Annotated in this window: 30 protein-coding genes and 1 pseudogene; 16 read left to right on the top strand and 15 right to left on the bottom strand. The window is 72.4% G+C overall.

Going from position 1 to position 24,628, the window contains the following annotated elements; genetic code table 11:
* The first annotated feature begins 18 nt into the window (after window positions 1-18).
* From AC3EUJ_RS29815 to AC3EUJ_RS29795, 5 genes are all read left to right on the top strand, one after another.
* Entirely contained in the window at window positions 19-1,023 is a 1,005-nt protein-coding gene (locus AC3EUJ_RS29815) for a FecCD family ABC transporter permease (protein ID WP_431966772.1), read from the top strand.
* Window positions 1,020-2,102 (top strand): FecCD family ABC transporter permease, encoded by a 1,083-nt coding sequence (locus AC3EUJ_RS29810; protein ID WP_431966770.1) that lies wholly within the window; start codon window positions 1,020-1,022, stop codon window positions 2,100-2,102. Before AC3EUJ_RS29815 ends, AC3EUJ_RS29810 begins: the two co-directional genes overlap by 4 nt.
* Window positions 2,099-2,908: an ABC transporter ATP-binding protein gene (locus tag AC3EUJ_RS29805; RefSeq protein ID WP_431966768.1), complete on the top strand. Its 810-nt coding sequence runs from the start codon at window positions 2,099-2,101 to the stop codon at window positions 2,906-2,908. Before AC3EUJ_RS29810 ends, AC3EUJ_RS29805 begins: the two co-directional genes overlap by 4 nt.
* Before the next feature lie 55 nt (window positions 2,909-2,963).
* Window positions 2,964-3,281: a hypothetical protein gene (locus AC3EUJ_RS29800; protein ID WP_431966766.1), complete on the top strand. Its 318-nt coding sequence runs from the start codon at window positions 2,964-2,966 to the stop codon at window positions 3,279-3,281.
* A gap of 65 nt (window positions 3,282-3,346) precedes the next feature.
* Complete coding sequence (locus AC3EUJ_RS29795; RefSeq protein ID WP_431966764.1) at window positions 3,347-3,745, top strand: VOC family protein; 399 nt, start codon at window positions 3,347-3,349, stop codon at window positions 3,743-3,745.
* Between the two features lie 52 nt (window positions 3,746-3,797).
* Here the strand turns inward: AC3EUJ_RS29795 and AC3EUJ_RS29790 are convergent, their stop codons facing one another.
* Window positions 3,798-4,970 (bottom strand): HEAT repeat domain-containing protein, encoded by a 1,173-nt coding sequence (locus AC3EUJ_RS29790; protein WP_431966762.1) that lies wholly within the window; start codon window positions 4,968-4,970, stop codon window positions 3,798-3,800.
* Between the two features lie 167 nt (window positions 4,971-5,137).
* On the opposite strand from AC3EUJ_RS29790, the gene AC3EUJ_RS29785 reads away from it, so the two are divergent.
* Window positions 5,138-5,773, top strand: a complete 636-nt coding sequence (locus AC3EUJ_RS29785) for an LAETG motif-containing sortase-dependent surface protein (RefSeq protein ID WP_431966760.1) — start codon at window positions 5,138-5,140, stop codon at window positions 5,771-5,773.
* Between the two features lie 115 nt (window positions 5,774-5,888).
* Here AC3EUJ_RS29785 and AC3EUJ_RS29780 read toward each other — a convergent pair whose 3' ends face one another.
* From AC3EUJ_RS29780 to AC3EUJ_RS29770, 3 genes are all read right to left on the bottom strand, one after another.
* On the bottom strand, window positions 5,889-6,485 hold the full coding sequence (locus AC3EUJ_RS29780) for a GNAT family N-acetyltransferase (protein WP_431966758.1): 597 nt from the start codon (window positions 6,483-6,485) through the stop codon (window positions 5,889-5,891).
* 299 nt (window positions 6,486-6,784) lie between these two features.
* The gene (locus AC3EUJ_RS29775; RefSeq protein WP_431966756.1) at window positions 6,785-7,000 is read right to left on the bottom strand and encodes a hypothetical protein; all 216 of its coding nucleotides are present in this window, start codon (window positions 6,998-7,000) and stop codon (window positions 6,785-6,787) included.
* A complete protein-coding gene (locus AC3EUJ_RS29770; protein ID WP_431966754.1) occupies window positions 6,997-7,674 on the bottom strand; it encodes an RNA polymerase sigma factor in 678 nt (225 codons plus the stop codon). Before AC3EUJ_RS29770 ends, AC3EUJ_RS29775 begins: the two co-directional genes overlap by 4 nt.
* Before the next feature lie 152 nt (window positions 7,675-7,826).
* On the opposite strand from AC3EUJ_RS29770, the gene msrB reads away from it, so the two are divergent.
* Window positions 7,827-8,294: a peptide-methionine (R)-S-oxide reductase MsrB gene (gene msrB / locus AC3EUJ_RS29765; protein WP_431966752.1), complete on the top strand. Its 468-nt coding sequence runs from the start codon at window positions 7,827-7,829 to the stop codon at window positions 8,292-8,294.
* Window position 8,295: 1 nt separating this feature from the next.
* Window positions 8,296-8,808, top strand: a complete 513-nt coding sequence (gene msrA, locus AC3EUJ_RS29760) for a peptide-methionine (S)-S-oxide reductase MsrA (protein WP_431966750.1) — start codon at window positions 8,296-8,298, stop codon at window positions 8,806-8,808.
* Window positions 8,809-8,901: 93 nt separating this feature from the next.
* On the opposite strand, the gene AC3EUJ_RS29755 is transcribed toward msrA, so the two are convergent.
* The 6 genes from AC3EUJ_RS29755 to AC3EUJ_RS29730 form a co-directional block, all read right to left on the bottom strand.
* Window positions 8,902-9,021: a CGNR zinc finger domain-containing protein gene (locus AC3EUJ_RS29755; protein WP_431966782.1), complete on the bottom strand. Its 120-nt coding sequence runs from the start codon at window positions 9,019-9,021 to the stop codon at window positions 8,902-8,904.
* A 207-nt stretch (window positions 9,022-9,228) separates the two neighbouring features.
* On the bottom strand, window positions 9,229-10,884 hold the full coding sequence (locus AC3EUJ_RS29750; protein ID WP_431966748.1) for an ABC-F family ATP-binding cassette domain-containing protein: 1,656 nt from the start codon (window positions 10,882-10,884) through the stop codon (window positions 9,229-9,231).
* Window positions 10,885-11,551: 667 nt separating this feature from the next.
* On the bottom strand, window positions 11,552-11,863 hold the full coding sequence (locus tag AC3EUJ_RS29745; protein WP_431966746.1) for a hypothetical protein: 312 nt from the start codon (window positions 11,861-11,863) through the stop codon (window positions 11,552-11,554).
* 151 nt (window positions 11,864-12,014) lie between these two features.
* Window positions 12,015-12,350 carry a hypothetical protein gene (locus tag AC3EUJ_RS29740; RefSeq protein WP_431966745.1) on the bottom strand — a complete coding sequence of 112 codons (336 nt, stop codon included), beginning with the start codon at window positions 12,348-12,350 and terminating at the stop codon, window positions 12,015-12,017.
* A gap of 37 nt (window positions 12,351-12,387) precedes the next feature.
* On the bottom strand, window positions 12,388-13,143 hold the full coding sequence (locus tag AC3EUJ_RS29735) for a ferredoxin reductase (protein WP_431966743.1): 756 nt from the start codon (window positions 13,141-13,143) through the stop codon (window positions 12,388-12,390).
* A complete protein-coding gene (locus AC3EUJ_RS29730) occupies window positions 13,113-13,712 on the bottom strand; it encodes a sulfite oxidase-like oxidoreductase (RefSeq protein WP_431966741.1) in 600 nt (199 codons plus the stop codon). The genes AC3EUJ_RS29735 and AC3EUJ_RS29730 overlap by 31 nt, the downstream gene beginning before the upstream one ends.
* A gap of 198 nt (window positions 13,713-13,910) precedes the next feature.
* Here AC3EUJ_RS29730 and AC3EUJ_RS29725 point away from each other — a divergent pair, with 198 nt between their 5' ends.
* Window positions 13,911-14,114, top strand: coding sequence for a helix-turn-helix domain-containing protein (locus AC3EUJ_RS29725; protein WP_431966739.1), 204 nt, complete (start codon window positions 13,911-13,913; stop codon window positions 14,112-14,114).
* A 401-nt stretch (window positions 14,115-14,515) separates the two neighbouring features.
* Here AC3EUJ_RS29725 and AC3EUJ_RS29720 read toward each other — a convergent pair whose 3' ends face one another.
* A complete protein-coding gene (locus AC3EUJ_RS29720; RefSeq protein WP_431966737.1) occupies window positions 14,516-15,778 on the bottom strand; it encodes an FAD-dependent oxidoreductase in 1,263 nt (420 codons plus the stop codon).
* A gap of 542 nt (window positions 15,779-16,320) precedes the next feature.
* Here AC3EUJ_RS29720 and AC3EUJ_RS29715 point away from each other — a divergent pair.
* The gene (locus tag AC3EUJ_RS29715) at window positions 16,321-16,509 is read left to right on the top strand and encodes a DUF4236 domain-containing protein (RefSeq protein ID WP_431966735.1); all 189 of its coding nucleotides are present in this window, start codon (window positions 16,321-16,323) and stop codon (window positions 16,507-16,509) included.
* Window positions 16,510-16,518: 9 nt separating this feature from the next.
* Here AC3EUJ_RS29715 and AC3EUJ_RS29710 read toward each other — a convergent pair whose 3' ends face one another.
* Window positions 16,519-17,121 carry a GNAT family N-acetyltransferase gene (locus tag AC3EUJ_RS29710; RefSeq protein WP_431966733.1) on the bottom strand — a complete coding sequence of 201 codons (603 nt, stop codon included), beginning with the start codon at window positions 17,119-17,121 and terminating at the stop codon, window positions 16,519-16,521.
* Between the two features lie 142 nt (window positions 17,122-17,263).
* Between AC3EUJ_RS29710 and AC3EUJ_RS29705 the strand changes: the two genes are divergently transcribed.
* From AC3EUJ_RS29705 to AC3EUJ_RS29695, 3 genes are read left to right on the top strand one after another with little or no spacing between them, the layout of a single operon-like run.
* The gene (locus AC3EUJ_RS29705; protein ID WP_431966780.1) at window positions 17,264-17,662 is read left to right on the top strand and encodes a YybH family protein; all 399 of its coding nucleotides are present in this window, start codon (window positions 17,264-17,266) and stop codon (window positions 17,660-17,662) included.
* Between the two features lie 30 nt (window positions 17,663-17,692).
* The gene (locus tag AC3EUJ_RS29700) at window positions 17,693-18,253 is read left to right on the top strand and encodes a hypothetical protein (RefSeq protein ID WP_431966731.1); all 561 of its coding nucleotides are present in this window, start codon (window positions 17,693-17,695) and stop codon (window positions 18,251-18,253) included.
* A gap of 10 nt (window positions 18,254-18,263) precedes the next feature.
* Complete coding sequence (locus tag AC3EUJ_RS29695; RefSeq protein WP_431966729.1) at window positions 18,264-18,992, top strand: SMI1/KNR4 family protein; 729 nt, start codon at window positions 18,264-18,266, stop codon at window positions 18,990-18,992.
* 39 nt (window positions 18,993-19,031) lie between these two features.
* Here the strand turns inward: AC3EUJ_RS29695 and AC3EUJ_RS29690 are convergent, their stop codons facing one another.
* Window positions 19,032-19,700 (bottom strand): enoyl-CoA hydratase-related protein, encoded by a 669-nt coding sequence (locus tag AC3EUJ_RS29690; RefSeq protein WP_431966727.1) that lies wholly within the window; start codon window positions 19,698-19,700, stop codon window positions 19,032-19,034.
* 704 nt (window positions 19,701-20,404) lie between these two features.
* Here AC3EUJ_RS29690 and AC3EUJ_RS29685 point away from each other — a divergent pair.
* Entirely contained in the window at window positions 20,405-21,802 is a 1,398-nt protein-coding gene (locus AC3EUJ_RS29685; protein ID WP_431966725.1) for an FAD-binding oxidoreductase, read from the top strand.
* Window positions 21,803-22,025: 223 nt separating this feature from the next.
* On the opposite strand, the gene AC3EUJ_RS29680 is transcribed toward AC3EUJ_RS29685, so the two are convergent.
* Complete coding sequence (locus AC3EUJ_RS29680) at window positions 22,026-22,163, bottom strand: hypothetical protein (protein WP_431966723.1); 138 nt, start codon at window positions 22,161-22,163, stop codon at window positions 22,026-22,028.
* Window positions 22,164-22,464: 301 nt separating this feature from the next.
* Here AC3EUJ_RS29680 and AC3EUJ_RS29675 point away from each other — a divergent pair, with 301 nt between their 5' ends.
* Together AC3EUJ_RS29675 and AC3EUJ_RS29670 are read left to right on the top strand one after the other, a co-directional pair.
* Window positions 22,465-23,532: a hypothetical protein gene (locus tag AC3EUJ_RS29675; RefSeq protein ID WP_431966778.1), complete on the top strand. Its 1,068-nt coding sequence runs from the start codon at window positions 22,465-22,467 to the stop codon at window positions 23,530-23,532.
* Window positions 23,533-23,636: 104 nt separating this feature from the next.
* Window positions 23,637-24,170, top strand: a complete 534-nt coding sequence (locus tag AC3EUJ_RS29670) for a hypothetical protein (protein WP_431966721.1) — start codon at window positions 23,637-23,639, stop codon at window positions 24,168-24,170.
* Between the two features lie 234 nt (window positions 24,171-24,404).
* Here AC3EUJ_RS29670 and AC3EUJ_RS29665 read toward each other — a convergent pair.
* A pseudogene (locus tag AC3EUJ_RS29665) lies at window positions 24,405-24,597 on the bottom strand (hypothetical protein); the annotation flags it as partial.
* Window positions 24,598-24,628: the final 31 nt, after the last annotated feature.

The raw sequence follows: 24,628 nt of genomic DNA, 5'->3' as shown, positions 1-24,628 counted from the left end.
AGAAAGTGAGCGAGGCGCATGGCGCGACCGACCCGTCGCCGTATCGCCTGGCTGGTGGGGTGCGCGGTGATGCTGCTGATCGCCGTCCTGCTGAGCCTGGCCGTCGGCAGCCGTCAGATCGCCCCGGGCGAGGTGGTCCAGGCCCTGCTGCACGGCGGCACCAGTGACGACGCCCAGGTGGTGCGGGCGCTGCGCGTGCCGCGCACCGTCATCGGAGTGCTGGCGGGCGCGGCCCTCGCCGTCGCCGGGACCGTGATGCAGGGCGTCACCCGCAACCCCATCGCCGAACCCGGCATCCTGGGCGTCAGCCAGGGCGCGTCCGTCGGGGTGGTGTGCGCGATCGCGTTCCTCGGCGTGCACACGCTCACGGGGTACGTCTGGTTCGCGTTCGTGGGCGCGGCGGTCGCGGCCTTCGCCGTCTACGCCGTCGCCGCGGGCGGCTACCGCGGTGCCTCCCCCGTGAAGCTCGCGCTTGCGGGCGCCGCGATGAACGCCTTCCTCGCCTCCGTGGTCTCCGGGATCGTCACGACCGACGCCCACGCGCTGGACGAGTTCCGGTTCTGGCAGGTCGGCTCGATCAGCGGCCGCGGCAGCGACGTCATCGGCCAGATCTGGCCGTTCGTGGCGGCCGGGCTGCTGCTGGTCGCGGCGATGGCCCGGGGCCTGGACGCGCTCGCGCTCGGCGACGACGCGGCCAAGGGCCTCGGCCACAACGTGGCGCTGCTCCGCGTCCTGGGCGCGGTGGGGGCGACCGTGCTGACCGGCGCCGCCGTAGCCGCCGTGGGGCCGATCGCCTTCACAGGTTTGGCCGTTCCGCACATCGCCCGCGCCCTGGTCGGCGCCGCGCACCGCTGGGTGCTGCCGGTGGCCGCCCTCCTGGGACCGGTGATGATCCTCGCCTCCGACGTGCTCGGCCGTATCGTCTTCCCGCCCTCGGAGGTACCGGTGGCCGTCATGACCGCTCTGCTCGGCGTGCCGTTCCTCATCGCGCTGGTCCGGCGCCGGACGGTGGTCGCCGCATGAGCCGCGCGCAGACCGCGGCCGCCGCCCGCTCCGTGCGTCCCGCCGGCCACGCCGTCCTGCGCCGCGGGCGCGGCAGTTTCCTGGTCCACCGCAGGGCCGTCCTCGTCGCCCTCGTCCTGGCCGTGCTGCTGGCGGCGGCCGTCGTGGTCTACCTCTGCGTCGGCGAGTCCTTCGTCTCCCCGGCGGAGGTCGTCGACGTCCTGTTCGGCCGGCCGAGTCCCGACCAGCTCGTCGTCGGCACGCTGCGGCTGCCGCGGCTGGTCGTGGGCCTGCTCGCCGGGGTCGCCTTCGGCATCGCGGGGGCCCTGGTCCAGACCGTCGCGCGCAATCCACTGGCCAGCCCAGACGTCATCGGCGTGACGCACGGCGCGGGCGCCGCGACGGTCGCCGCGATGAGCTTCGGGCTCGTCTCGTACACCGCGCTCCCGTACGTGTCGATCGCGGGCGGGCTCGCGGCGGCACTACTGGTCTACGTCTTCGCCTGGCGCCGCGGACTGCACGCCTCGCGCTTCGTCCTCGTCGGTATCGGCGTATCGGTCGCCCTGGGCTCGCTGACGCAGCTCTTCCTCACCAAGGGCGACTTCCTCGTCGCTCAGCAGGCCAAGGTCTGGCTGACGGGGTCGCTCAACAGCCGCGGCTACGACCAGGCCGCGCCCCTGGCGACCGTGCTGCTTCTGGCGGTCCCCGCGGTGCTCTGGGCCGCCAGGGCCCAGCGTGGGGCGTCCTTCGACGACGACACCGCCGTGGCCCTCGGCATCCGGATGGCCCGGGTACGGCTCGGACTCACCGCTCTCGGCATCGTCCTGGCCTCCGTGGCGACCGGCGCCACCGGGCCGGTCGACTTCGTGGCCCTCCTCGCCCCGCAGATCGCCCGGCGGCTGACCCGTACGGCGCAGATCCCGCTGCTGTCCTCGGCGCTGACCGGCGCGCTCGTGGTCGTCGTCGCCGACCTGCTGGCCCGGCGTCTCTTCTCCCCCGTCGAACTCCCCGTCGGCGTCCTCACCGCCGCGGTGGGCGCCCCGTACCTGATGTGGCTGATCGCCCGCACCCGCAGCCGTTCCGGAGGCACCACCTCATGAGCCGTACCAGCAGACTCAGCGCCCGGGAACTGACCCTGGCGTACGAGGACCGCACCGTCGTCGACGGCCTGGACCTGGAGATCCCCGACGGCCGGGTCACCGTCATCGTGGGCCCCAACGCCTGCGGCAAGTCCACGCTGCTGCGCGCGCTCGGCCGGCTCCTCAAGCCGCGCTCGGGCACGGTCCTGCTGGACGGCACCGAACTCGCCCGCATCCCCGGCCGGCAGATCGCCCGCGCCGTCGGCGTGCTGCCGCAGAGCCCCACGCCGCCGGACGGCATCACCGTCGCCGACCTCGTGGCGCGGGGCCGCCAGCCGCACCAGAAGTGGTGGCAGCAGTGGTCGGAGGCCGACGAACGCGCCGTCGCGGAGGCCCTGGAGCACACCGGTACCGCCGACCTCGCGGACCGGCCGGTGGACGAACTGTCCGGCGGGCAGCGCCAGCGGGTGTGGATCGCCATGGCCCTCGCGCAGGAGACGGACCTGCTGTTGCTGGACGAGCCGACCACCTACCTCGACATCGCCCACCAGGTGGAGGTGCTGGACCTGGTACGCCGTCTCAACCACTGGCGCGGGCGCACGGTCGTCGCCGTGCTCCACGACCTCAACCAGGCGGCCCGCTACGCCGACCACCTCATCGCCATGAAGGCCGGCCGGATCGTCGCCCAGGGCCCGCCCCGCGACATCGTCACCGCGGAACTCGTCCACGAGGTCTTCGGCCTCACCTCGGTCATCGTCCCGGACCCGGTGACTGGCAGCCCCTTGGTCGTCCCCGGAGTCCCCTGGCAGCCCGTGGCCACCGACTGACCTCTTCCCGCCGAACGGCACGGCGGAGGCCGCCGGACTCCGCCATACTGCCCGGGTGAACGCACCGGCAGGCCCTGTGATCCTCTTCGACGACGACCTCCATATGTACGTCCTGAAGGACGTCGCGCACGCCGAGGCCTACTGGGAACTGCCGGAGGAGTTCACTTGTGGGTTCGACGCGCACGCCCGCCCCCTGCGCATGACGGGCGAACCCCATCGGGTCGCCCTCAAACTCACCGGCGCGGCACCGGCCGAGGCGGAACCACGCCGCCTTGTCGCCGACCACTACCGGCGTTTCCTCACCCAGGAGGTGCCGCCGCAGGCCGCTGGCCTGGCGGAGTTCGTGGCGTCACTGCCCCTCGACGAGAGCTGAGGCAGCAACCGGTCCGGCAACGATCCGCCGGGCGCCTGCGCGGCGCTGTCTGGGAGCATCGCGTCATGAGCGGCACGCATGTGGGCATCAGGGACCTCGTCGTCGACTGTACGGATCCGGAGCGGCTGGCCGCGTTCTGGGGCGAGTTGCTGGGACGGGCAGTCGTGGCGCGGATCGGGCCGTACGTCTGGCTCGCGCGGGGCGAGGGGACGGGTCTGGGCTTCCAACGGACCGGCGAGCCCAAGTCCGGGAAGAACCGGGTCCACTTCGACGTGGCCTCGGCCGATCCGGCGGCGGAGCGGGCGCGGATCCAGGCGCTGGGCGGGCGGGTGCTCGAGGAGTACGCGGAGGGCGGGTTCCTGGTCATGGCCGACCCCGAGGGGAACGAGTTCTGCGTCGTCCCCGAGGGGCCGTTCGAGCTCGACGACGACGGACGCGCGAGCTACCTCCGGGATGGCGGTTGATGAGGGGGCGGCGAGGCCTCGCGGCAGCCGCCCTGCGGACCGGGCCGCGCGCTCAGCTCGTGCCGGGCGGCGCGGCCGCGAGGAGATCCCGCAACGGCTCGCGGTCCGAGGGGAGCCCCGCGGCCCGCAGCCACGAGACGCGGTTGGCTATGTTGCCCCAGCAGGCGTCCTGGTCGACCAGGACCCGCAGGAAGGCGCGCTGCGCGTCCGTCAGCGGATGGCCGGGGACGTACGGCGTCGGGAAGGCGAGCGCGAGGAGCGGGCCCCACTCGCTGTCGACGGTGTGCTGGTTGTACATCGGCGCCAGCGCGAGCGCGGCCGGGAGGACCTCGTCGAAGTGCCGGGCGCGGCCGAGCAGTCCGCGCAGCAGGGTGAAGCGGAACCAGCCGTCGAACTGGGGCAGCGGCTCGTCGAACCACGCGTCGGCGGCCCCGGGGTCCGCGAGCGCGTCGAGCAGGGCCGGCACGGCGCCAGGGCCGGTGGTGCCCAGGGCGGCGCACGCGCGTACCGCGGGGTCGGGGTCGGTCAGGAACCCGCCGGTGTCATGGCCCCAGGCGCCCAGCGACAGGAGGGCGCCCGCCCGTTCGCGGCGGTCGCCGCCGCCCTTGGCGATCCGCTCCAATCGCCCGGCCGCGGCCGGTACGCGATCGGCGAGTTCGGGCGCCCGGAGCAGATGCGTCACCGCGCCGAGGGCCGCTTCCCTGACGGTGGCGTCCGCGTCGTCCAGCCAGGGCGCGACCGCGTCGAACAGTTGCGGCCGGACGGCACGGCACGCCTCGATCGCCGCGATCTCCTCGGCCGACTCCTCGTCGTCCCCGTCGTCCCCGTCGTCCCCGTCGTCCTCGTCGTCCTCGTCGTCCTCGTACGCCGCGGAGTCGGCGAGTTCGCCCAGCCATTCCAGGAGCGCGGCACGCAACGGCCGGACCCGGTCGTCCCAGGGGAAGAAGCTCTCGTGAACGGCGAGCGTGCGCGGGTCGTTCAGGATGGCCGCGACGAACAGCGCGGCCGGCGCGGTCGCGGAGTACAACGACCCCTGGTGCAGTACGGACATCTCCAGTCGGCCGAACGACTCCGCCTGCACCTCCGGGTCGTCGTGCAGGAGGCCGAGCAGGTCGTACGGGGTGCCGTCGGCGGGCCCGTAGGCATGCGAGAGGGCGGCCCAGTCGGTCGCCGGCAACAGGGCGGCGGGGTCGGGCAGGGCGGCGGTGGCGTCGTTCGCGGACATGGGTGCAGTCTTCAGCAGGGGTCTGACAACGGCCGTGCGCATCACGCGAATCCGGCGCTTCCACCCGTGTTTCCGCGTTAGCTGTGGGGCGGAAGTGAGCGGTGTGAGGAGGGGGAGTAAATTGCGGCTGCCATTGGCATCGGATTTGACGACAGCCTGGAGAACTTGTGACCGCATCCCCCCGCCGTGCCTGGGCCCGCCCCGGCACCCTGATAGCAGCCGCCGCGACCGGCGTCATCGGTCTCGGCCTGTGCGCCACCCCGGCGTCCGCCCACACGCCCGTGTGGGACGTGACGTGCTCCAACGTGAAGGTCGACCTGACCAAGTACGGTCGTGGTGACAACACCGTGACGATCACGGTGGACGGCAAGGACCTGCTGCCCACCGAGACCTTCCACGACCAGTTCCACAAGGAACTGCCGCTGCCGGCCCACACGACCGAGGTGCAGGTGCGCCTCGTCGTCAAGGCGGCTGACGGCGACAGGTACTCGGTTGACGAGAAGAAGATCGCCCCGGTGTGCGAGGGTCAGTCCACGCCCACGCCCACCCCGACCCCCACCCCGACGGAGACGAAGACCACCGAGTCCCCGAAGCCGAGCGAGACGCCCAGCGAGTCGGCCAGCACGGCCCCCTCCGCTGCGCCCTCGACCCCCTCCACTGACGAGTCCCCGGCCGGCGACCTCGCCGAGACCGGTGCCTCCAGCTCCACCCCGCTGCTCGCGGGCGGTGCGGCCGTCGCGCTGCTCGCCGGCGGCGGTCTGCTCCTCGCGAACCGCAAGCGTCGCGCCGCAGCCCGTCACTGACCCAGGTCGCCGACGGCGGCGTGGTGACGCGCCGTGCATGACACAAGGGTGCCGGACCATGCTCCGTACGGTCCGGCACCCGGCATGTTGCGCTCCGCCGGGCGCGCGCTCCGCGTCAGCCCACGGGCCCCGGCGCGGCGGAGGCCTCGAACTCCCCCTTGCGCAGCCGGTACACCTGCAGCCGCAGGTCGTAGTACTTCTCGGTCTCCCCGACCCATTCCATGCCCACGCTGCGGGCGGTGGCGGCGCCACGGTCGTTGCGCGGCCGGACCACGGCGAAGAGTTCGTCGACGCCCGACGCGAAGGCGTACCCCGCCAGGGCGCGTCCGGCCTCACTGGCCAGGCCCCTGCCCCAGAACGGCTGGGCGAGCTGCCAGCCGATCTCGAGGTCCACGCCGTACGGCGGGAGCGGCAGGACGGCGGCTCCGCCGATGAGTTCGCCGGTCTCGCGCAGTTCGATCGCCCAGCGTCCGGCGGGCCGTTCCAGGGCGGCCCCGTCCTCCTCCCAGGAGCGCAGCAGTTCCCGCATGGCGGCGACGTCGGGCTGCCGGGTCATGGCCGGAGCCAGCCATCGCGTCACGTCGTCCGTCCCGTAGACGGCCAGCGCCGCCTCCGCGTCGTCGGTGCGCCACGGCCTCAGGACGAGCCGGGGGGTGACGATCCGGGTTTCCTCGTTGCCCTTCGCGCGCTGCGCCGCGGCCGTTCCAGTCATCTGCGTCTTCCGTCCCTGTCGCGGGCTCCGCCGGCCGTACGTCCGGCGGGCGCCCGAAGCCTGCGCCTTCCACAACACCACGGGACCGCCGTCACTTCCCGCCCCGACGAGACTGACCCCTGCAGCTGTCCGGCGGCGCGGCCGTCGACTGGACCGCGCCCGGGGCCCCCGGCGACGGCGGAGGGACCGGCCGCCGGGCCCGCTTCACCCCGCGACATGTGGCCACCGGGCGGGTCCCGGTCCGGGCGGACGCCGTCCTCCCCCACCGGCTCAACCCGCCGCTCACCGCCTGAGCGGGGTCAGCCGCCGGTCACCGCGGCCAGCAGCCCGCGGAAGTCCTCCTCGCAGGCCGGGCAGCCGCGCAGGTGGACCGCGACACCGGGGTAGCGCCGCTCGGGTGCCGCGTCCGCCAGGAAGAGCTCCAGGTAGACGTCCATCAGGTCGAGCGCCGCGTCGCAGCCGGGGTCCAGGGCGTCGGTGCGCAGGAGGTCGTCAAGGCCCTGCCATTCGTTCATGAGCGCCTCGCTGTCGTCAGGGGCAGATGTCCATTGGCTGCGAGCCGGGCACGGAGCTTACGTCGCGCGTCGAACATCGTCTTGTAGAGCGCGTTGCGGTTCGTCCCGAGCTCCGCGGCGAGCGTGTCGGCGTCCACGCCGTTCACCGCGAGCGCGGTGAACACCTGGCGCTGGCGTTCGGTGAGCTCCTCCTCCACGGCCTCGCGCAGGGCGTCGACGAGCTCACGGGCCTCACTCTGCCGGGCGGGGTCGGCCCCGAGCCGGTCGGGGAGCCGTTCCCACGCCTCGGGGTCGAGCTGCACGCCGGCGGTCCGCCAGAAGTGGCGGCCGAGTTTGGTGGACACCTCGTTCATGACGAACTTGTACGCCCAGGTCGTGAAGCGGCTGTCACCGCGGAACCCGCCGATCTTCCGGGTGATCGACAGCAGCGCGTCGGCCGCGGCCTGGTGGGCGATGTCGTCCAGTTCCGGCCCGGTGATGCCGTGCCGGGAGCCGCGCCGGTTCACCTCCGCGTACGCGATCCGCAGCAGCAGCCCGTGCAGCCTGGCGCTCGCCTCCTCGTACGCCCCGCCGTCCGCCGACAGCGCCCGCACCCACTGCGCGGACTCCGCGTCCATGGACCGGCCGCCCCGGCCCCCGTCACCGGCCAGGCCGTCGTTCTGTGCGGAATCCATGCAGTGATCCTAGACGCGGCCGCCCACCCGCACCTCCACGGCGATGGCCGCCGCGCGGCCCGGAAACCGGTCGCTCCCGGCAGGTAAGACCCGGTCGTCTCCCGTCACCAATGGGCGTACGGAAAAGAGAGAGCCGCGAGCAAGGAGGGACCGTGACCGGCTACAGCAGGAACCCGGAGGCCGTCTCGCGACTGTCACCGGAGCAGTACCGCGTGACACAGGAGAACGGCACCGAGCGCCCCTTCACGGGCGACTACCTGGACAACAAGGAACCCGGGATCTACGTCGACGTGGTCTCCGGCGAGCCGCTGTTCGCCTCGGTGGACAAGTACGACAGCCACAGCGGGTGGCCGAGCTTCACCAGGCCGCTGGACCGGACACACGTGGTGGAGCGGCCGGACCCGGGCTACGGGCTGCTGGCCACCGAGGTCCGCTCGGCGGCGGGCGACAGTCACCTGGGGCACGTCTTCCCCGACGGCCCCCGGCAGACGGGCGGCCTGCGGTACTGCATCAATTCCGCCTCGCTGCGCTTCGTCCACGCCGATGACCTGGAGCGGGAAGGTTACGGGGCCTACCTCGGGTTGTTCGACAATGGTGACAGGACCGATTCGGAGGATTGACATGGCAGGACAGACACAGAGGGCCGTACTCGCGGGCGGGTGCTTCTGGGGCATGCAGGACCTGATCCGCAAGCAGCCCGGCGTCGTCGGGACCCGCGTTGGCTACACGGGCGGCGACGTGCCCAATGCCACCTACCGCAACCACGGCACCCACGCCGAGGCGATCGAGATCCTCTTCGACCCCGAGAAGACGGACTACCGTGCGCTGCTGGAGTTCTTCTTCCAGATCCACGACCCGTCGACGCGGAACCGCCAGGGCAACGACATCGGCATGAGCTACCGCTCGGCGATCTACTACGTGGACGACGAGCAGAAGCGCGTCGCGGAGGACACCATCGCCGACGTCGACGCCTCGGGCCTGTGGCCCGGCAAGGTCGTCACCGAGGTCGAGCCCGTCGGGCCGTTCTGGGAGGCCGAGCCGGAGCACCAGGACTACCTGGAGCGCTACCCCGAGGGGTACACCTGCCACTTCCCGCGGCCGAACTGGCGGCTGCCCGCCCGCGCGAAGGGCTGAAAGACCCCGTCGCGCCGCCCTGGTGACGGGCTCGGGCGGCGTGGCGGCCCCCGGCGGCCCGGGGCCCTCGCGGCCCCGGGCCGCCGTCGTACGTCAGCCGGCGGCCGTGGCGCGGGCCCGCCGGTGGTGTCGCGTGGCCTTCATCCGGTTGCCACGGGCCGCCATGGAGCACCAGCGGGCGGTGCCGGCCTTGCTGCGGTCGAGCGGGAACAGCCGGCACTCGTCGCTGGTGCGGGGCCGCAGGCGTCCGGACCTGCCCTCCTGGAGCGCGCGCCAGTCCGTGACGGCCCGGACCGGCCGGAATGCGGCCGGCGGGGGCCTCCAGCACCCGGTCGATGCCGTACGCGGTCACCCGCGGCACCCGGGCGACCTCGCTGAGCAGCTTCTGGAGGTCGCCGGGTGTCCCGTCCCCGCGCGTGGTCAGGCGCGGACCTCGGGCCCCGCGGTGGCGGAGCCGGTCTCCAGCAGCCGCCCCTCGGACAGGTGCAGCCGACGGTCGACGCCGATCCGCTCCAGGAACCGCACGTCGTGGCTGACCACGACGAAGGCGCCCTCGTAGGCGGCCAGGGCGCTCTCCAGCTGCCCGACGCTGACCAGGTCGAGGTTGTTCGTCGGCTCGTCCAGCAGCAACAGGTGCGGGGCGGGCTCGGCACACAGGACGCAGGCCAAGGTGGCGCGCAGCCGTTCGCCCCCGGACAGCACCCGGACCGGGAGGTGGGCGCGCGGGCCCCGGAACAGGAAGCGGGCGAGCAGGTTCATCCGCTCGGCCTCCGGCGTCGCCGGGGCGAACCGCGCGAGGTTCTCCGCCACCGTGCGGTCCGCTTCCAGCAGGTCGAGGCGCTGCGAGAGGTACGCGACGCGGCCGTCGGCCCGCCTGACCCGGCCACCGTCCACGGGTTCGAGGTCGCCGTGGAGCAGACGCAGCAGGGTGGACTTTCCCGCGCCGTTGGAGCCGGTCAGGGCGATCCGCTCCGGCCCTCGGATCGTCAGGGCGACGCCCTCGCCCGCGAAGACCTCGCGCCCGTCGTAGTGGATCCGCATCCCGTCGCCCGCGAACAGCGTGCGTCCGGCGGGGACACGCGTGTCGGGCAGCTCCACCACGATCCGCTGGTCGTCGCGCAGGGCCCGGCCCGCCTCGTCCAGACGCGCCTTGGCCTCGCCGACCCGGGCGGAGTGGGTCTCGTTCGACCGCCCGGCCGACTCCTGGGCGCGGCGCTTCAGCGTCCCGGCGAAGATCTTGGGCAGTCCCGCACTGTCGAGGGTGCGCGCCGCGTTGCCGGCCCGGCGAGCCGCCCGTTCGCGGGCCTGCTGCAACTCGCGCTTCTCACGTCTGAGTTCCTGCTCGGCGCTGCGGACGTTCCGCTCGGCGGCCTCCTGGGCTGCCCGCACGGCCTCCTCGTACCGGGTGTAGTTGCCGCCGTGGAACTGGAGCGCGCCACGGTCGAGTTCTGCCACCCGGTCCACCCGGTCGAGCAGTTCGCGGTCGTGACTGACGAGCAGCAGGCATCCGCGCCACTCGTCCAGGACCGTGTACAGCGCGCGGCGTGCGTCGCTGTCCAGGTTGTTGGTGGGCTCGTCGAGCAGCAGGACGTCGGGGCGCCTGAGGAGCTGGGCCGCCAGGCCGAGCGAGACGATCCGGCCGCCGTTCAGGGTCCGCAACGGCCGGGCGAGGGAGACGTCCCCGAGGCCGAGCCGGTCGAGTTCGACGCGGGTGCGTTCCTCGATGTCCCAGTCGTCACCGATGGTGGTGAAGTGCTCCTCGGCGGTGTCCCCGGACTCGATGGCGTCGATCGCGCGGATCACGTCGGCGACGCCCATGACCTCGGCCACGGTGAGGTCGCCGGCCAGCGGCAGGCTCTGCGGCAGGTAGCCGAGCGTTCCGTTGACGGTGACGGTGCCGCCGCGTGGCCGGTACTCCCCCGCGATCAGCTTGAGGAGGGTGCTCTTTCCGGCGCCGTTCGGCGCGACGAGCCCGGTGCGGCCGCCGCCGACGGTGAAGGACAGGTCCTCGAAGACGGGGGTGTCGTCAGGCCAGGAGAAGGACAGGTGGGAACAGATGACGTACGCGTCGGACATGAGTAGGCCCTCGGGAGGTCGCCGCGCGTGGCAAGGGGGCCGCCGCGCGGGAAAGGAACGTGTGGAAGGCAGGACGGAGCTGCCACGGCGTCGGTGCGTCGTGCGCACCCGCCCATGGCCGAGGACACCCGGTATCACCCGGAGATGTCGTCGTCACCCACCACGTTCGGACTCCTTGGTTCCCGATTCGGAGATGCGTGCCACCCTACCAGCCGCCCCGAAGAACCGTTCAGCGGCCGGGTCCGGCCAGGCCGCCGGGCAGGTGTGCCGCGTGCTCCCCGCCGGTGAGGCGCGGGACCAGCGCGCCAAGGGCAGGGGCGACCATGGCGAGGGCGGGGTCCGCGCCGCGGTTCGCCGGTCCGTCACAGCGCCCGCTCCCCGCCGTCGACGGGCGGCATGACGCCGGTGAGGCAACGCGGCCGTCGAGAGGAGGGCCGCGGCCGTCGACTGCGGGGCCGTCCCGGCGGCGCAGGGCGTCCTCCGGGCGCCCGCCACCGGTCAGGGCGGCGAGTTCCTTGACGCGATCGGTGTCGATGTGCCCGGGCGAGGGAACTGCTTCGTCGACAGGACCCAGCCCAGTCGGCCCACCGACGGGCCGGCAGCGCCACCGGGGACGGGGCGGCGGGAAGCGGTGGGCCCGGTCGGGGGGTGGACCGGCGTCAACGTGTCAGCGGTCCGCCGTGCCGCCGTGTGCGAGGCACAGGGACGCACCGGCGTCCTTGTGCGACGCGGCCAGGTAGGCCCAGCCCAGGGGGTTCCACCGCAGGCGGCGCACCTCGACGCCGTCGATCACGGCGTTCCCCCGCGCCGCGCACTCGTACGTGTCCGCGGCGCGGCGCATCGCGGTCCGCACGGCGTCCTGCGCGTCGGCGGCCTCCTCGACCACGTAGTAGTGGCTGCGCACGGCCCCCTGGGGCGTACTGAACCGCAATCCCACGAACCAGCGGTCCTCGGGGGCGACGGTGGCAAGCATCGGCACGGCTCTCCTCGTTCGCGGTCTCCGTGGCGGCCGCCTCACGGACCACCACTCTCGATCCGTTGCAACGGCAGGCCGGCCGCCCTCCATCGCAGGTCGGGGAGGCACCGGTGTACCTGGGAACGGTGGTACCACCCCGGTTCTGGAGCGGCGCTCAGCCCTCGTCGGCGGGCCGGTGCCGTACCGAGCAGGTGAAGACGCCGGAGCCGGACCGCTCGCACTCGACGTACGCGGCGGTCCCCGCCCCCGCGGCGGGCGGGCGCCAGGGCATGACGGCCTCGCCCGCGAGCAGTGCCTCAAGGGTCTGTAGCCGGGGGTCGCGCAGGGCGGGGTGGTGCTCGTAGCCGGCCGCGCCGAGGGCCAGGGCGACCGCCATGCCGAGCAGGTTGACCTCGGTCGGCTGCCCGGGCGGTGCCGAGCCCTTCACAGGGTGGAGGCGAATGCCCTCGTCGGGCACCTCGATCACGCGGGCGGCGTAGCGCTCGCTCATGGGCGGGGTGGTTTCCTTCCGGTGCGGTGACGCGGGGTCATCCCCCACTGGGACCGAAGCGCTCGGTGCGGATCCGCTCCGGGGAGTGGCCCAGGGCCACCAGCAGGCCCGCGGCCGTCTCGACGAATCCGGTGGGGCCGCACACATAACAGGTGGGCTCGAAGTCCGCCGGCCAGCCCCATTCGGCCAGGTCGCGCGCCTGCAGCCGGCCCACCGGGCGCGGCGCGCCGTCCGGCGCCGAGCGGGTGTAGACATGCGTCGTGTCGAGGCCGGGGGCGCCCTGGTCCAGCTCGGCCGCGTAGAACCGGTCCTCCGGCGTGCGCACGGAGTACAGCAGCCGGAACGGGGCGCGGCTACCCGCCGCGGCACGGCCGCGGACCATCGCCATGAGCGGGACGACGCCGGAGCCGCCGGCGACCAGCAGGACCGGTTCGGTCTGCTCGGGGCGCCAGACGAACCAGCCGCCGACGGGGCCGCGGATCTCGACGGCGTCCCCGACGGCGAGGCCGTCGGCCAGATACGGCGAGACCTCGCCGTCCTCGACGCGCTGGACGGTCAGTTCGATCCGGTCGCCGTCGGCCGCGGACGCCAGGGAGTAGCTGCGCTGGGTGCTGTAGCCGTCCTCCGCGGTGAGCCGGACGTCGAGGTGCTGGCCGGGCAGATGACCGGGCCAGCCGGGTACGTCGAACACGAGGGTCGTCGCCGCCACGGACTCGCCGCGCCGTTCCACCAGTTCGGCGGCCTGCCAGCGCAGGCGGTCGCCTAGTCGCCTTGGTACCGCTGCTCGCGCCATGGGTCTCCGTAGTCGTGGTAGCCGACGCTCTCCCAGAAGCCCGGTTCGTCCTCCGGGAGCAGTTGGATGCCGCGGACCCACTTCGCCGACTTCCACAGGTACAGGTGCGGGACCAGCAGCCGGGCGGGGCCGCCGTGCTCGGGGGCGAGCTCGTCCCCGTCGTACTCGTGGGCGATCCACGCCTTCCCGTCGAGGAGGTCCTCCAGGGGAAGGTTGGTGGTGTAGCCGCCGTAGGAGTGAACGAGCGCGTACTCGGCGGCGGTCTCGACGTCGGCGAGCAGCACGTCCAGGGAGACGCCCCGCCAGTGGGTGCCGAACTTCGACCATTTCGTCACGCAGTGCAGGTCGACAGTGGGCGTCTCCGAGGGCAACGCCATGAGTTCCGCCCAGTTCCACCGGTGGCCGGTCCCGTCCTCGGTGGTGACGGTGAACTCCCAGTCGTCGTGGGTGATGCGCGGGGTGGGACCGGCGGACAGGACGGGGAAATCGAAGGTCTCGTACTGTCCCGGCGGAAGCTTGTTGCCCGACGTGGGGCGCCGCCCGTGGAATCCGCGCGAGATGATGGGCATGCCGCGCCTTCCTTCCTCTGCTCGCCGCCCCGGCTCGCCCGTGGTGCGGAACACCAGCATCGCGGACCGGGGGGATCCGGTCCACCGGAGCCCGCCGCGGCGTGGACCGCCGAGCCTTGAGTGAACCGATCGGTTCCCTTACGTGGCCCACCGCGGCCGTCGCTCACAGTGAAGGAGAACGATCGGGATCCTCAAGGCATGAGCGACGCGCCCTCCTCCCCCGTGCGCCGGCTCGGTGGCCGAGTCGCCCGGGAGCGGACCCTCGTGGCGGCGACCGAACTGTACGTCGCCCAGGGGGTCAACGCGACCGGGATGGACCAGCCGGCCACGGTCGCCAACGCCTCGAAGCGCACCCTGTACACGCACTTCACCGGCAAGGACGAGCTCGTCACGCCTGTCTGAGCGAACTCGAGGAGGGCCTGCTCCCCGCCGAGGTGATCCCCGGGGAGCCCTGCCCGGATGCGCGGGAGCAACTCCTGGCCGTCTTCGACCGGCGACCGCGGACGACGGACGGACCGCTGCGCGGCTGCCCCTTACTGAACGCCGCCTTCGAGGTCCCCGACCCCGACCACCCGGTCCACGCGCTGGTGGCCGTCTGCAAGACCGCGTTCGCCCGCAGGCTGACGGCCCTCGCACGGCCGGCCGGTACCCGCGACACGGAGGAGCTCGGGGAACGGCTCGCCCTCCTGTACGACGGCGCCGTCGCCCGCAGCACCGCGCTGAACGCCACAGGTCGGGCGTCCGCGCCCGTGCCATGGCCACCGCCCTCGTCGACGCCGCGATCGACGGGTCTCCGCGGCTCCTCAGCGCAGCCGCGTCGCCGTCCGGCGGCGGTCCGACAGCACCTCGCGGGCGGCCCGTGCGCCGGAGGCGAGGGCGCCCTGGAGCGATCCGGTCGCCCGGTGGTCGCCGCACACGTGACGCCCCGGCCCGAAGCGGGTGGTGCGGGTCATCGGGTGCGGCGCCGGCATCGCGGGCAGCGCCTCGCGCACGGTACAGCGGTGCAGCGGCTCCCAGACGGAGGCGTCCGTGCCGTACGCGTCCGACAGTGCCGCGGTCAGGGCGGGTTCGTCGGCGGGGCCCGGCGCGCCGAGCACGGAGCTGGCGACCAGGGCGCGGCCGTCCGGGGACAGTCTGGGCTGCACTTCGGTGAGGACCACGGTGTTGAGGAAGCGGCGGCGTTCGTCCACCAGCAGCGTCGGTTCGGCGAGCGGCGACCGGTCCGCGGCGTGGTAGTAGGTCGTCACGGTCCGCGTCGGCGGGGTCGTCAGGCCGGGCAGCAGCCGCGCTGCCGCCCCCGGCCCTGTGGCGACCACCACGACGGGCGCGGTGACCTCCGTGCCGTCCTCCAGCAGCACCCCGTCGCCGGTCAGTTCGCGCACCGGGGCCTCGGTGCGGACGGTGCCCTCGGGCAGTCGCCCGGCCAGCTGCCCGGGCACGGCGCCGATCCCCCCGGCGGGCAGGGCGAGGGTGCCGCGCAGCATGCTGCGCCACACGAAGTGGAAGAAGCGGCTGGAGGTCTCCAGTTCGTCCTCCAGGAAGACCCCGGAGAGGAAGGGCCGGAACAGGGTCTCCACCAGCTCGGGCGAGATGCCCGCGGCGGCCAGCGCGGTGAGCGTCGTGGTGTCCGCGCCCGTGCGCAGCCGTCCCGGGGGCAGCAGCATGTCACGGGCGCTGAGGACGCCCAGCGCCACCAGGTCGCGCCCCGAGGCGAGCCGTCCGGGCAGCAGGTCGGAGGTCGCGTACGGCGGACGGGTCGGGTCGGCGAAACGCAGCCGCCCGCGGGGGGTGTGCACCAGCACGCCGGGGGTGAACGGCCGCAGCCGCAGGGGCTCCAGCTCCAGACGCCGCTTCACCTGGGGGTAGGAGGTGTTGAAGACCTGGAAGCCGCGGTCGAGGAGGAAACCGCGATGCCGGTCGGTGCGCATCCGCCCGCCGACGCCGTCCGAGGCCTCCAGTACCCGCACCGCCAGGCCCGCCACGGCGAGGTCGGCCGCGCACGCCAGCCCGGCGGCGCCCGCCCCGACCACGACCACGTCACAGCGGCCACCGCGCTCCTGCTGCATGGTTCCGGTGCCCTTTCCTCCGTGTACACCCCGATACGGGCCGGCTTTCCGTACGCTACGCGGGTGCCCGGGGCGACCCCCCGCAACACACCGCCGAACGGGCGCACGGCACGGGCGGACCGAATGAGTCCGCGCCGTGGCGGAGGTCCTCTCCGTGACGGCACACGAGGGAAGGCTGGATCGGTGAAGCCGCAGCTGCACGAGGTCCTGCAGGCGTTCGTGGACGACGCATCTGTGCCGGGCGCGGTGGGCCCGGTACCCCGGAGCAGCGGCGCGACCGTCACCGCCGCCCGCGAGCCGGCCGCGGCGGTGAGGCGGCACCCGCTGCCGGCGCGGTGGACGCGGCGCCCTCCGGGCCGGACCTCGACGAGCGGTTCGCGCTCAGCCTGGCGTTCCTCGTCGACGGCATCGCCACGCGCCTGCCGGAAGGCGGCGCCCCGGGCTGACGCGGGAGGTCCTCCACACCGGTGGGGGCGTCCCCGATGAAAGGCCGTCAGCAGGGCAGACGTATTCAGGACCGAACCCTCGGAAAGGAGCACGACGTGCCTCTTCGCTTCCGCAAGTCGTTCCGGATCCTTCCCGGCGTCCGCCTGAACATCAACAAGCGCTCGCTGTCCCTCACCACGGGCGGCAAGGGCGTCCACCACACGGTCAACACCCGCGGTGAGCGCACCGAATCCGTCGATCTCCCGGGGCCGTTCTCCTGGCGCCGCACTCGTAAGGGGCACTGACGCCCGTCGTCATTCGAGGATCCAGCCCGCCATCCAGCGCTCCCGCACGGCGGGCCACTCCGCGGCGACCAGGGAGTAGTACACGGTGTCGCGCCACGATCCGTCGACCCGGCGGCAGTGCCGGCGCAGCACTCCCTCGCGGATGCCGCCGATACGGGACACCGCGTCCTGGGTCGGCAGGTCGAGGTCGTCCAGGCGCCACTGGACGCGCCCGAACCCCAAATCCTCGAAGGCGTAGTACACCAGCATGAAGTGGGTCTCCAGGTGGACCGGGCTGCCCCACAGGGCCGGGTCCAGCCAGCTCCACCCGATGTCCACGCGCTCGTCGACGACGGAGATGTCGACGTACGCGGCCCAGCCCGACGGGCGCTGCGTGGCGTGCGGGACGACGGCGAACACCACGGACTCCCCCGCCGCGGCCTGCGCCAGCCGCTGCTCCACCAGCGCCGCCATCTCCCCCGGTGAACCGGGCGGCGTCGTGGAGAGCCAGCGCCACATCGCCTCGTCGGCGCGTGCCGCCGCGAACAGCGCCGGCACGTGCAGCGGCGACAACGGGACCAGCCGCGCGTACCGGCCGTCGACGGTGACCGAAGCGGGGAAGCGTACTGCCATATCCGCACGCTAATCGGGCGGGCACGCGCCCGCACCAACTCGCCGATTCCCGCCCACCGGCCCCATCGGCCCCATCACCCTCGTGTGACAGGATGACGACGGACGGTGGGCGCGGTGTCGGCGGCAGGGGAGGGCGGGCACCCTGCGGGACGACGCGGCGCGGATCCGTGCGCTGATCAAGCGCTGGGCTGACGCGGTGCACCAGGGCGACCTCGACGCCGTGGTCGCGGACCACGCCGAGGACATCGTGATGTCCGACGTGCCACCACGCCACGACGGCGTCCGCGGCCTCGCCGCCTGGCGGAAGGTGTGGCCGCCGTTCTTCGACCGGCAGGCCCGGGGAGCCTCGTTCGCGATCGTGTCCCTGCCGGTCACCGCCGGCGACGAGGTGGCGTTCGCGCACGCCCCGCTCCGCTGCGGAAGCCCGCAGGACCCCGCCGGGCACCCCGAACTCCGGCTCCGCCTCACGCCCGGGCTGCGCAAGCAGGGCGGCCGGTGGGTGGTCGCGCACGAGCACCACTCCATCCCGCACACCGGCTGACCGGCCCCTCGTCGCGGTAGCCTCGGCGGCATGATCCCGGACACGGACCGGTGGCGGGGCTTCGCCGCCCTCCTGCCGCCGGCTGACGCCGAGTACGTCGAGGACTGCGTGAGCATCGGCGAACAGGAGGCCGCTCTCGGCCGCCTCGTCGCGGGGCTCCTCGAACACCGGCCCGCGATCAGCGAGGCCGAGTGGGCCACGATCGCGGCGACCGCCGAGGCCTGGGACACATGGCCGGCCCTCGGCCCGGGCCTGACCCGGTGCCTCGACCTGTGCGGCGGCGGTACCTCGCTCACGGTGATCGGTGACTCGGACGCGGACGCCCTCCCCGGGTCGGCCGTCGCCGACGGCCCGCTCCTGGCGGAGCTCCACCTCGTCCCCTGGATCGGCTGCGCGCGCTGCGAGGCGGTGCTCGCCCGCGCGCACCGCCGGGAGCCCTGGGGCGGACTGTCCCATCTCGCGGCCGGCTACGTGGTCCTCGCACCTCACCGGGCCGCACCCGCGCGCGTCCACGGCCCGGAGGCGGTCGACGAGGCGGTCGCCGCGCTGCGCGCGGTCTGCGGCGGCGAGCACGGTCCGGCAGCGCGATAACGTGCCCGGCATGACAGACGACTTCGACGTGCGCCGGGAGCTGGCCGCGGGCATGACCGACCCGGCCGGGGCCCTGCGGTTCGTACGCGGCTTCGCCGGACACTGGCTCGCGCCCCTGCAGGACGGCGACGGGTACGGTGAGCCCGAACTGGCCGCCGCGGAGGAACGCCTGGGCTTCGCCCTCCCCTCCGTACTGCGCGACGCCTACCGGCTCTTCGGGCGGCGCCCGGACCTGACCAGCAATCACGACAGGCTGCTCGCGCCGGCGGAACTCCACGTGGACTCCCGCGCGGAGGCGCTGGTCTTCCGGTACGAGAACCAGGGCGCCGCGTCGTGGGGCATCCTCCTGCGCGACCTGCACAAGCCCGATCCGCCGGTCGTCATGAAGCCGGACCTCGCGGACAAGGAGGCCGAGAGGTGGTCGGCGTGGCTGGACCGCTTCTCGTGGGCCTGCGTCGAGATCGTCCTGTCGGAGTCGCTGCACGAGCCGTCCGAGCTCGGCGACTTCCGTGACGACCTCGACGACGCCCAGTTCGAGGCCCTGAGCGGGCGGTTCACCCCGCTGCCGTTCCCCGCGTACCCGCCCGGCGAGGACCTGGGCGCGCGCTGGTACGCCGGCCCCGACGTCATACTCCGCGAGGACGACCGGACGTTCCTGTGGGCGCGGGCGCGCACCGAGGAGGCGCTCGACCGGGTGCGCGACGACCTCCCCGGCTACTGGCTCAACGACCCCCGCTGACCCCTCCGGCCCCGCCCCCTCGGTGTAAGGGCCACGGGTTCAGCCGAGGGGGACCTCCTGGCGGAGGGCCTCCAGCACGGGGCCGTACATCCGGGTCTTGATCGTTCCGAGGGTGGCTCCCGCCTTCCCGGCCAGAGGGCGGGCGAGGGCGACCGCCGCCTCACGGACCTCACCCTCCCCCGCCGTACCGTCGACGATGCGCTCGGCCAGCGCGTCGAGACCGCCGTAACGGCGCGCGGTGGTCATGGCCTCGTGGGCCGTCTGCGGGTGCAGGCGGGCCTGGATGAGAGCCGACATGCCCGGGGTGAAGGGGATGTTGATGTCCGCCTCCGGCAGACACCAGTAGCCGCGGTCGGCGCGCATCACCCGGACGTCGTGGGCCAGCGAGAGCATCGCGCCCGCGGCGAAGGTGTGGCCCTGCAGCGCCGCGACGGTGGCCACCGGCAGGGTCAGGACACGGGCGAGCAGCGCCTGCACGCCGCTGACGTACGCGCCCGCCTGGTCCGCGTGCGCGAAGAGCCACTCCAGGTCGAGCCCGTTGGACCAGAACTTCCCCGTGGCCGCGGTGACCAGGGCCCGCGGCCCCTCCGCCTTCTCCACCTCGTCGAGGAGGGCGTCGACGGACGCGAGCCAGTCGGGATGGAAGCGGTTCTCGGTGTCCCCGAGGTCGAGGATGAAGACGTCGTCCTGGCGGTCGAGCGTGGGCATGGCTGCTCCTTGGGTGGTCCCGCTCCCTCACCGACGTACCTACCAGTCGGTAACTGCATGCCCATGCTACAGGTGACGCCACCCCGCGCACCCTTCCCCGTCGGATGTTCGCCGCCGCGCCGTACCGGGGTCGCCTCCCGGAAGCGTCCGCCCCAACTTTCCCCGAACGCGGGAATTGAACTGCGGGCCCACCCGCCCGGACCCACGCGGCCCAGGCCACCTCGGAACCACCGTCGTTGCGCGGGGAGAACTCGGCGGTCGCGTTCTAAGGCCGCCCGTCGTGCCGCAGGATCGACGTGACGGCCGGCACGGCCCCCACACCCACCTCGAATACGTGATCGATTGTGGGCGACGCCTTCGCCGAGGGGCGCAGACCCACGACGACATCTACCGCGCCATCGGCACTGCGGCCCGATGCCTCGCCAAGCAAGGCGCGTTCGAGTCGCCCCCCCTCCCCCGCGAACACCACCGTCCGGCGCGAAGAGGTCCGTCCCCAACGGCCAAGTCCTCCCGGGGTGGGCTGCTCACCCTGTCCGGGCCCGAGCGGAGAGCCGACGTGCGAGGGGTAATGCGCAGGCGGACAATTGACAGTGGTGCGGCACCTTGCCAGTCCTCGACACAGACGCATTCGGATGCGCGTCTCACGCTCGCGCAGCCCGCTCGGACGCCCTCCCCGCGTCGCGCATAAGCAGGGGTTTTCGACTATGGACGGCATCAACCAACAGGCCCTGGACGGCCTGCGCGAGTCACTGCGGGGACCTGTCGTCGCTGCGGGAGACGCAGGCTACGACGAGGACCGCAGCATCTACAACGCCATGATCGACCGGCGCCCGGCGGCGATTGCCGGCTGCGTCGACGTAGCGGACGTCAGGGCCGTGCTCTCCTTCGCCCAGGACATCGGGCTGGACCTGGCGGTCCGCGGCGGCGGACACAGTGGTCCGGGGCTTTGCCTGATCGATGACGGACTGACACTCGACCTGACACCTATGCGCTGGGTGCACGTCGACCCACAAACGAGAACCGCGCGCGTGGGCGGCGGAAGCCTGCAGGGCGACCTCGACCACGCAGCGCACGCCTTCGGACTGGCGACTCCGACCGGAACCATATCGACCACCGGGATCGGCGGTCTCACCCTCGGCGGCGGCCACGGGCACCTGACCCGCAGGTACGGGCTGACCATCGACAACCTGGTGTCCGCCGACGTCGTCCTTGCCGACGGCACATTCGTCACCGCGTCAGAGAGCGACCACCCGGACCTGTTCTGGGCTCTGCGGGGCGGCGGCGGCAACTTCGGTGTCGTCACCTCGTTCACCTTCCGACTGCACCCCGTGGACACCGTCGGTGTCGGGTTGACCGTTTGGCCCATCGACCATGCCCGCGAAGTACTCCAGTGGTACAGGGATTTCCTCCCCGCCGCACCGGATGAACTCAGTGGCTTCTTCGCCTTGCTGACAGTGCCGCCCGGGCCGCCCTTCCCCGAACCCATCCACGGGCAGAAGGTGTGCGGCGTGGTGTGGTGCTACACAGGCGACCTCGAAGGGGATGGCCTGGAGAAGGCGCTGACCGTCGTCAACGAGCCCGGACCACCGGCATTCCACTTCACCAGCCCCATGCCCTACCCCGCCCTGCAAAGCCTGTTCGACGGACTGATGCCAAAAGGGCTCCAGTGGTACTGGCGCGGCGACTTCTTCGACAGCATCCCCGACGAGGCCATAGGCGTGCACGAGCAGCACGGCCACAATCTCCCCACCGGGCTGTCCACAATGCACCTGTACCCCATCGACGCGGCGACCCGCCAAGTCGGCACCGACGACACAGCCTGGGCCTACCGGCACGCCGTGTGGTCCGGCGTCATCGCCGGCATCGACCCCGAACCCGCCAATGCCGAACTGATCCGCCAGTGGTGCGTCGACTACTGGACCGACCTGCATCCCCACTCCATGGGTGGCGCCTACATCAACTTCCTCGGCGAACAGGAAGGCCCCGACCGGGTCCATGGCACCTACCGCGATCACTATGGCCGATTGGCCGCGATCAAACACACCTACGACCCTCACAACTTCTTCCACGCCAACCAGAACATCCCACCCGCCACCTCGTAAGCGGCCGGCACAAGTGCGTCACCAGCGGCCCTCTTCTCGCCGTGCGGCAATTTCATCCCTGACTGCGGGCGCCGCTGAGAATGGTCCATGAACTCCTTGACGATGGACAAGGTGGTGGTCCTTCCCCTTCGGTGGGGAGTTACCATCCCCTCCGCGGATCGGGGCCAGGCGGTGTCCGATCCGTCGCGAATGAAGACCCCGGCAGGCGCGACGTGGCGGATGTTCAGGCCTGACGCGAGCGCCGGACCCCCACGGCGTCGGCGTACTGGCGCTGCCTCACGTACTCCTGGGCGACGTCCAGGTGTTGTTGGTCCAGTTGTTCGGCAGGCGCGGAGGAGGTCACCTCCGGGCGCCGACTCACGACCGGTGGCCACGGCGGTCGACCGCGCCAGGCGCGGTGCGCTCTCGGCTGCACCTGGGCGGGCGTCGTGGACTCGCCGTCATCACCCACGCCGAGGTCACCTGCCTCGCCACGCCCACGTCACCGGCGCAGGCTCACCGAACCTGCTCAGCCCCCGGCCTCCCGAACCGAAGCGCGACAGTTGCCACAAAGGCAGGCTTGCCGTCACCGTGGCCGAGTTGGTAAACGTCACAACCAACTGAGGACCGACGCCGTTCAAGGCGGCAGCGGCCTGTCAGTGGCCGGTGGCAAGATCGCCGGCATGGTGTTCGTACGTACTACTCCGCCGCGGCCAATCGACGTCACCGCCGTCTTTCCCGAGTTGACTCCGTTGGCGCGTGCGGCGATTCGGCTGCATCCACGTGCCGGGTCGCCCTCGGTCCGGGACAGCTCCGTCGGCGGCCCGCTGTTGTGGCCGGCCGAGGAGCCCTGGCCGCACTGCGAAGCCGTGCATCCCGGCACCGGACGAAGCAAGTCGCCGGCGGACATACGCCTCGACAGGCGCCGGCGAGCCCGACTCCACCGTGATCCCCAAGGTCCTCACTCCACGCCGGAGGAGACGGCGATCCAGCACCGCAACGACGCCAGGTTCATGGAGCGACTCGAAGCCGGCCCGCCCTGGCCCGCGGAGAGTCCGGTCCCCATGCTGCCCGTCGCCCAGCTATACGTGCGCGATGTCCCTCTCCTGCGGGCGCCCGGCAAGGCCGACGTGCTCCAAGTGCTCTGGTGTCCCTACGACCACGCACCGTATGCCAAGCCCGCGACTGCGCTGTTCTGGCGATCCGCGGCCGATGTCGATGACGTCCTGGCTCTACCGCCGGACCCTTACGAGGCGGACTGGGACGGCTACGTGCCGGAGCCCTGTCGACTGGCACCGGAAGCGATCACCGAGTATCCCCACAGCCTCGATCTCAGCCCCGAGATGCGGCTGATGGTGGAGGACTGGAGCAGATGGCAGGCCGCCGGCGCCGGCGTGGACAGTTCGTACGCGAGCTGTCCGGCGGAGTTCTACGACGGCAATCTGGCAAACGCTCCCGGCTGGAAGGTCGGCGGCTGGCCCCCATGGGGCCGCACCGACCCCGATCCCCGATACTGCAGCGTCTGCGCGGTACAGATGGTCCCGCTGCTGACCATTGCCTCCCTCGAATGGGACTACGGCAAGCGCGGCTGGGCGCCGTACGAGGACCAAGCTGCCGCCTGTGCCGAAAGCCATCACGCCGGCCAGGACCCTGCGCAGCCGACCAAGGTGGAAGTCGGCAGCGCCGACAACATGCAGCTCTACGCCTGCCCGACCTCCCCCGAGCATCCGCACACCGACCTGATCCAATGAGCTGTCACTGACCGACGCGCAGCCGGTGACGGAAGCCCGAGTGAGAGTCGCGTGCTGGGCGGCCGGCACGTGAGCCGCCGCCCTTCACGCCAACACTGTTGAACATGTTCAAGGATGCTGCCACGCTCTCCATCGACCGATCTTGGCGCTCACCGGACCGTGAGGCACGGTTGACCAGCCCATGGAGACCCCGCAAACCCGTTGGCAGCACGACGAACTGGCCCTATGTCATCGCGGCAATCCCCACCGTCGCGGCCCTTGCCTTCTTCGCTCTTCTCGCCTACGGCAGGATCTCCTCACGCGCCCTGGATCCGCGTTCCGTGGACTGCACGGAAACCGAGTCGTTCTTCGGCGGTTCGATTCCCCCCGGGGCAACCGAGGTCGTCTGCACCAACACACGCGGGTTCATGGACAAGGCATACGTCGCCGATTTCCGCATGCCGCGCGAGCGCCTCGCGGACCGGCTGACCGCGGCGTTCCCCCGGCTGACCGTCTCCCAGTCATGCAAGGCGGACCTCTGCCTCGGCAACCGGCCGGAGGAGCGGTGGAACGGCGAACTGTCGTCCCACATGGAGGTCACGGTGACCTACCAGCGGGACGACACGGCCCTGGTCCACATCGCCGCCTACAACGTGTGACGCGCCGGCGGTGGAGCCGCCAGAGGCGGAGTCCACCGCGCATCAGCATGTCCGCACGCTCCCGGTGGCCGACAACAAGCCGCGCTTCTCAACCCAGAAGAGGGCGACGGGCTACGTCATCAGTTCGATGTGGGGATGCTCGGGTGCCGCCGGGCAGACGTACAGCTGCTGCCTGTAGCCGCGTTCCAGCCGTACATCCGCTGGGGACAGGGCCGGGTTCACCCCGTCCACGACATGCGGGCCCTCGCAGTGGGGCCACGGCTCGTCGGCGAGCCACAGGAGTGGCCCGCCGACCGAGCTGTCCCACCACGTCGGTGCCCCCGGGTCGGGGATGCAATCGGGTCGCCGTGCGTGCCAGCGGGGCCAGTTGAGGAAAAACCGCGGCAACATCGAGTGGCCGTGGCGGGGTGACAGGAGTGCCATTCATAGCCACGATCTTGTCAACTGCCTCTGCCCAG

Source organism: Actinacidiphila sp. bgisy160, from assembly GCF_057707815.1.
This window is presented reverse-complemented; position numbering and strand designations above follow the sequence as displayed.

Excerpts from the sequence above, each read along its gene's own strand:
- AC3EUJ_RS29815 (WP_431966772.1), top strand. The coding sequence starts at position 19 with ATGGCGCGACCGACCCGTCGCCGTATCGCCTGGCTGGTGGGGTGCGCG.
- AC3EUJ_RS29810 (WP_431966770.1), top strand. The coding sequence starts at position 1,020 with ATGAGCCGCGCGCAGACCGCGGCCGCCGCCCGCTCCGTGCGTCCCGCC.
- AC3EUJ_RS29805 (WP_431966768.1), top strand. The coding sequence starts at position 2,099 with ATGAGCCGTACCAGCAGACTCAGCGCCCGGGAACTGACCCTGGCGTAC.
- AC3EUJ_RS29795 (WP_431966764.1), top strand. The coding sequence starts at position 3,347 with ATGAGCGGCACGCATGTGGGCATCAGGGACCTCGTCGTCGACTGTACG.
- AC3EUJ_RS29790 (WP_431966762.1), bottom strand. The coding sequence starts at position 4,970 with ATGTCCGCGAACGACGCCACCGCCGCCCTGCCCGACCCCGCCGCCCTG.
- AC3EUJ_RS29780 (WP_431966758.1), bottom strand. The coding sequence starts at position 6,485 with ATGACTGGAACGGCCGCGGCGCAGCGCGCGAAGGGCAACGAGGAAACC.
- AC3EUJ_RS29775 (WP_431966756.1), bottom strand. The coding sequence starts at position 7,000 with ATGAACGAATGGCAGGGCCTTGACGACCTCCTGCGCACCGACGCCCTG.
- AC3EUJ_RS29770 (WP_431966754.1), bottom strand. The coding sequence starts at position 7,674 with ATGGATTCCGCACAGAACGACGGCCTGGCCGGTGACGGGGGCCGGGGC.
- msrA (WP_431966750.1), top strand. The coding sequence starts at position 8,296 with ATGGCAGGACAGACACAGAGGGCCGTACTCGCGGGCGGGTGCTTCTGG.
- AC3EUJ_RS29750 (WP_431966748.1), bottom strand. The coding sequence starts at position 10,884 with ATGTCCGACGCGTACGTCATCTGTTCCCACCTGTCCTTCTCCTGGCCT.
- AC3EUJ_RS29740 (WP_431966745.1), bottom strand. The coding sequence starts at position 12,350 with ATGAGCGAGCGCTACGCCGCCCGCGTGATCGAGGTGCCCGACGAGGGC.
- AC3EUJ_RS29735 (WP_431966743.1), bottom strand. The coding sequence starts at position 13,143 with ATGGCGCGAGCAGCGGTACCAAGGCGACTAGGCGACCGCCTGCGCTGG.
- AC3EUJ_RS29730 (WP_431966741.1), bottom strand. The coding sequence starts at position 13,712 with ATGCCCATCATCTCGCGCGGATTCCACGGGCGGCGCCCCACGTCGGGC.
- AC3EUJ_RS29725 (WP_431966739.1), top strand. The coding sequence starts at position 13,911 with ATGAGCGACGCGCCCTCCTCCCCCGTGCGCCGGCTCGGTGGCCGAGTC.
- AC3EUJ_RS29720 (WP_431966737.1), bottom strand. The coding sequence starts at position 15,778 with ATGCAGCAGGAGCGCGGTGGCCGCTGTGACGTGGTCGTGGTCGGGGCG.
- AC3EUJ_RS29710 (WP_431966733.1), bottom strand. The coding sequence starts at position 17,121 with ATGGCAGTACGCTTCCCCGCTTCGGTCACCGTCGACGGCCGGTACGCG.
- AC3EUJ_RS29700 (WP_431966731.1), top strand. The coding sequence starts at position 17,693 with ATGATCCCGGACACGGACCGGTGGCGGGGCTTCGCCGCCCTCCTGCCG.
- AC3EUJ_RS29695 (WP_431966729.1), top strand. The coding sequence starts at position 18,264 with ATGACAGACGACTTCGACGTGCGCCGGGAGCTGGCCGCGGGCATGACC.
- AC3EUJ_RS29690 (WP_431966727.1), bottom strand. The coding sequence starts at position 19,700 with ATGCCCACGCTCGACCGCCAGGACGACGTCTTCATCCTCGACCTCGGG.
- AC3EUJ_RS29685 (WP_431966725.1), top strand. The coding sequence starts at position 20,405 with ATGGACGGCATCAACCAACAGGCCCTGGACGGCCTGCGCGAGTCACTG.
- AC3EUJ_RS29675 (WP_431966778.1), top strand. The coding sequence starts at position 22,465 with ATGGTGTTCGTACGTACTACTCCGCCGCGGCCAATCGACGTCACCGCC.
- AC3EUJ_RS29670 (WP_431966721.1), top strand. The coding sequence starts at position 23,637 with ATGTTCAAGGATGCTGCCACGCTCTCCATCGACCGATCTTGGCGCTCA.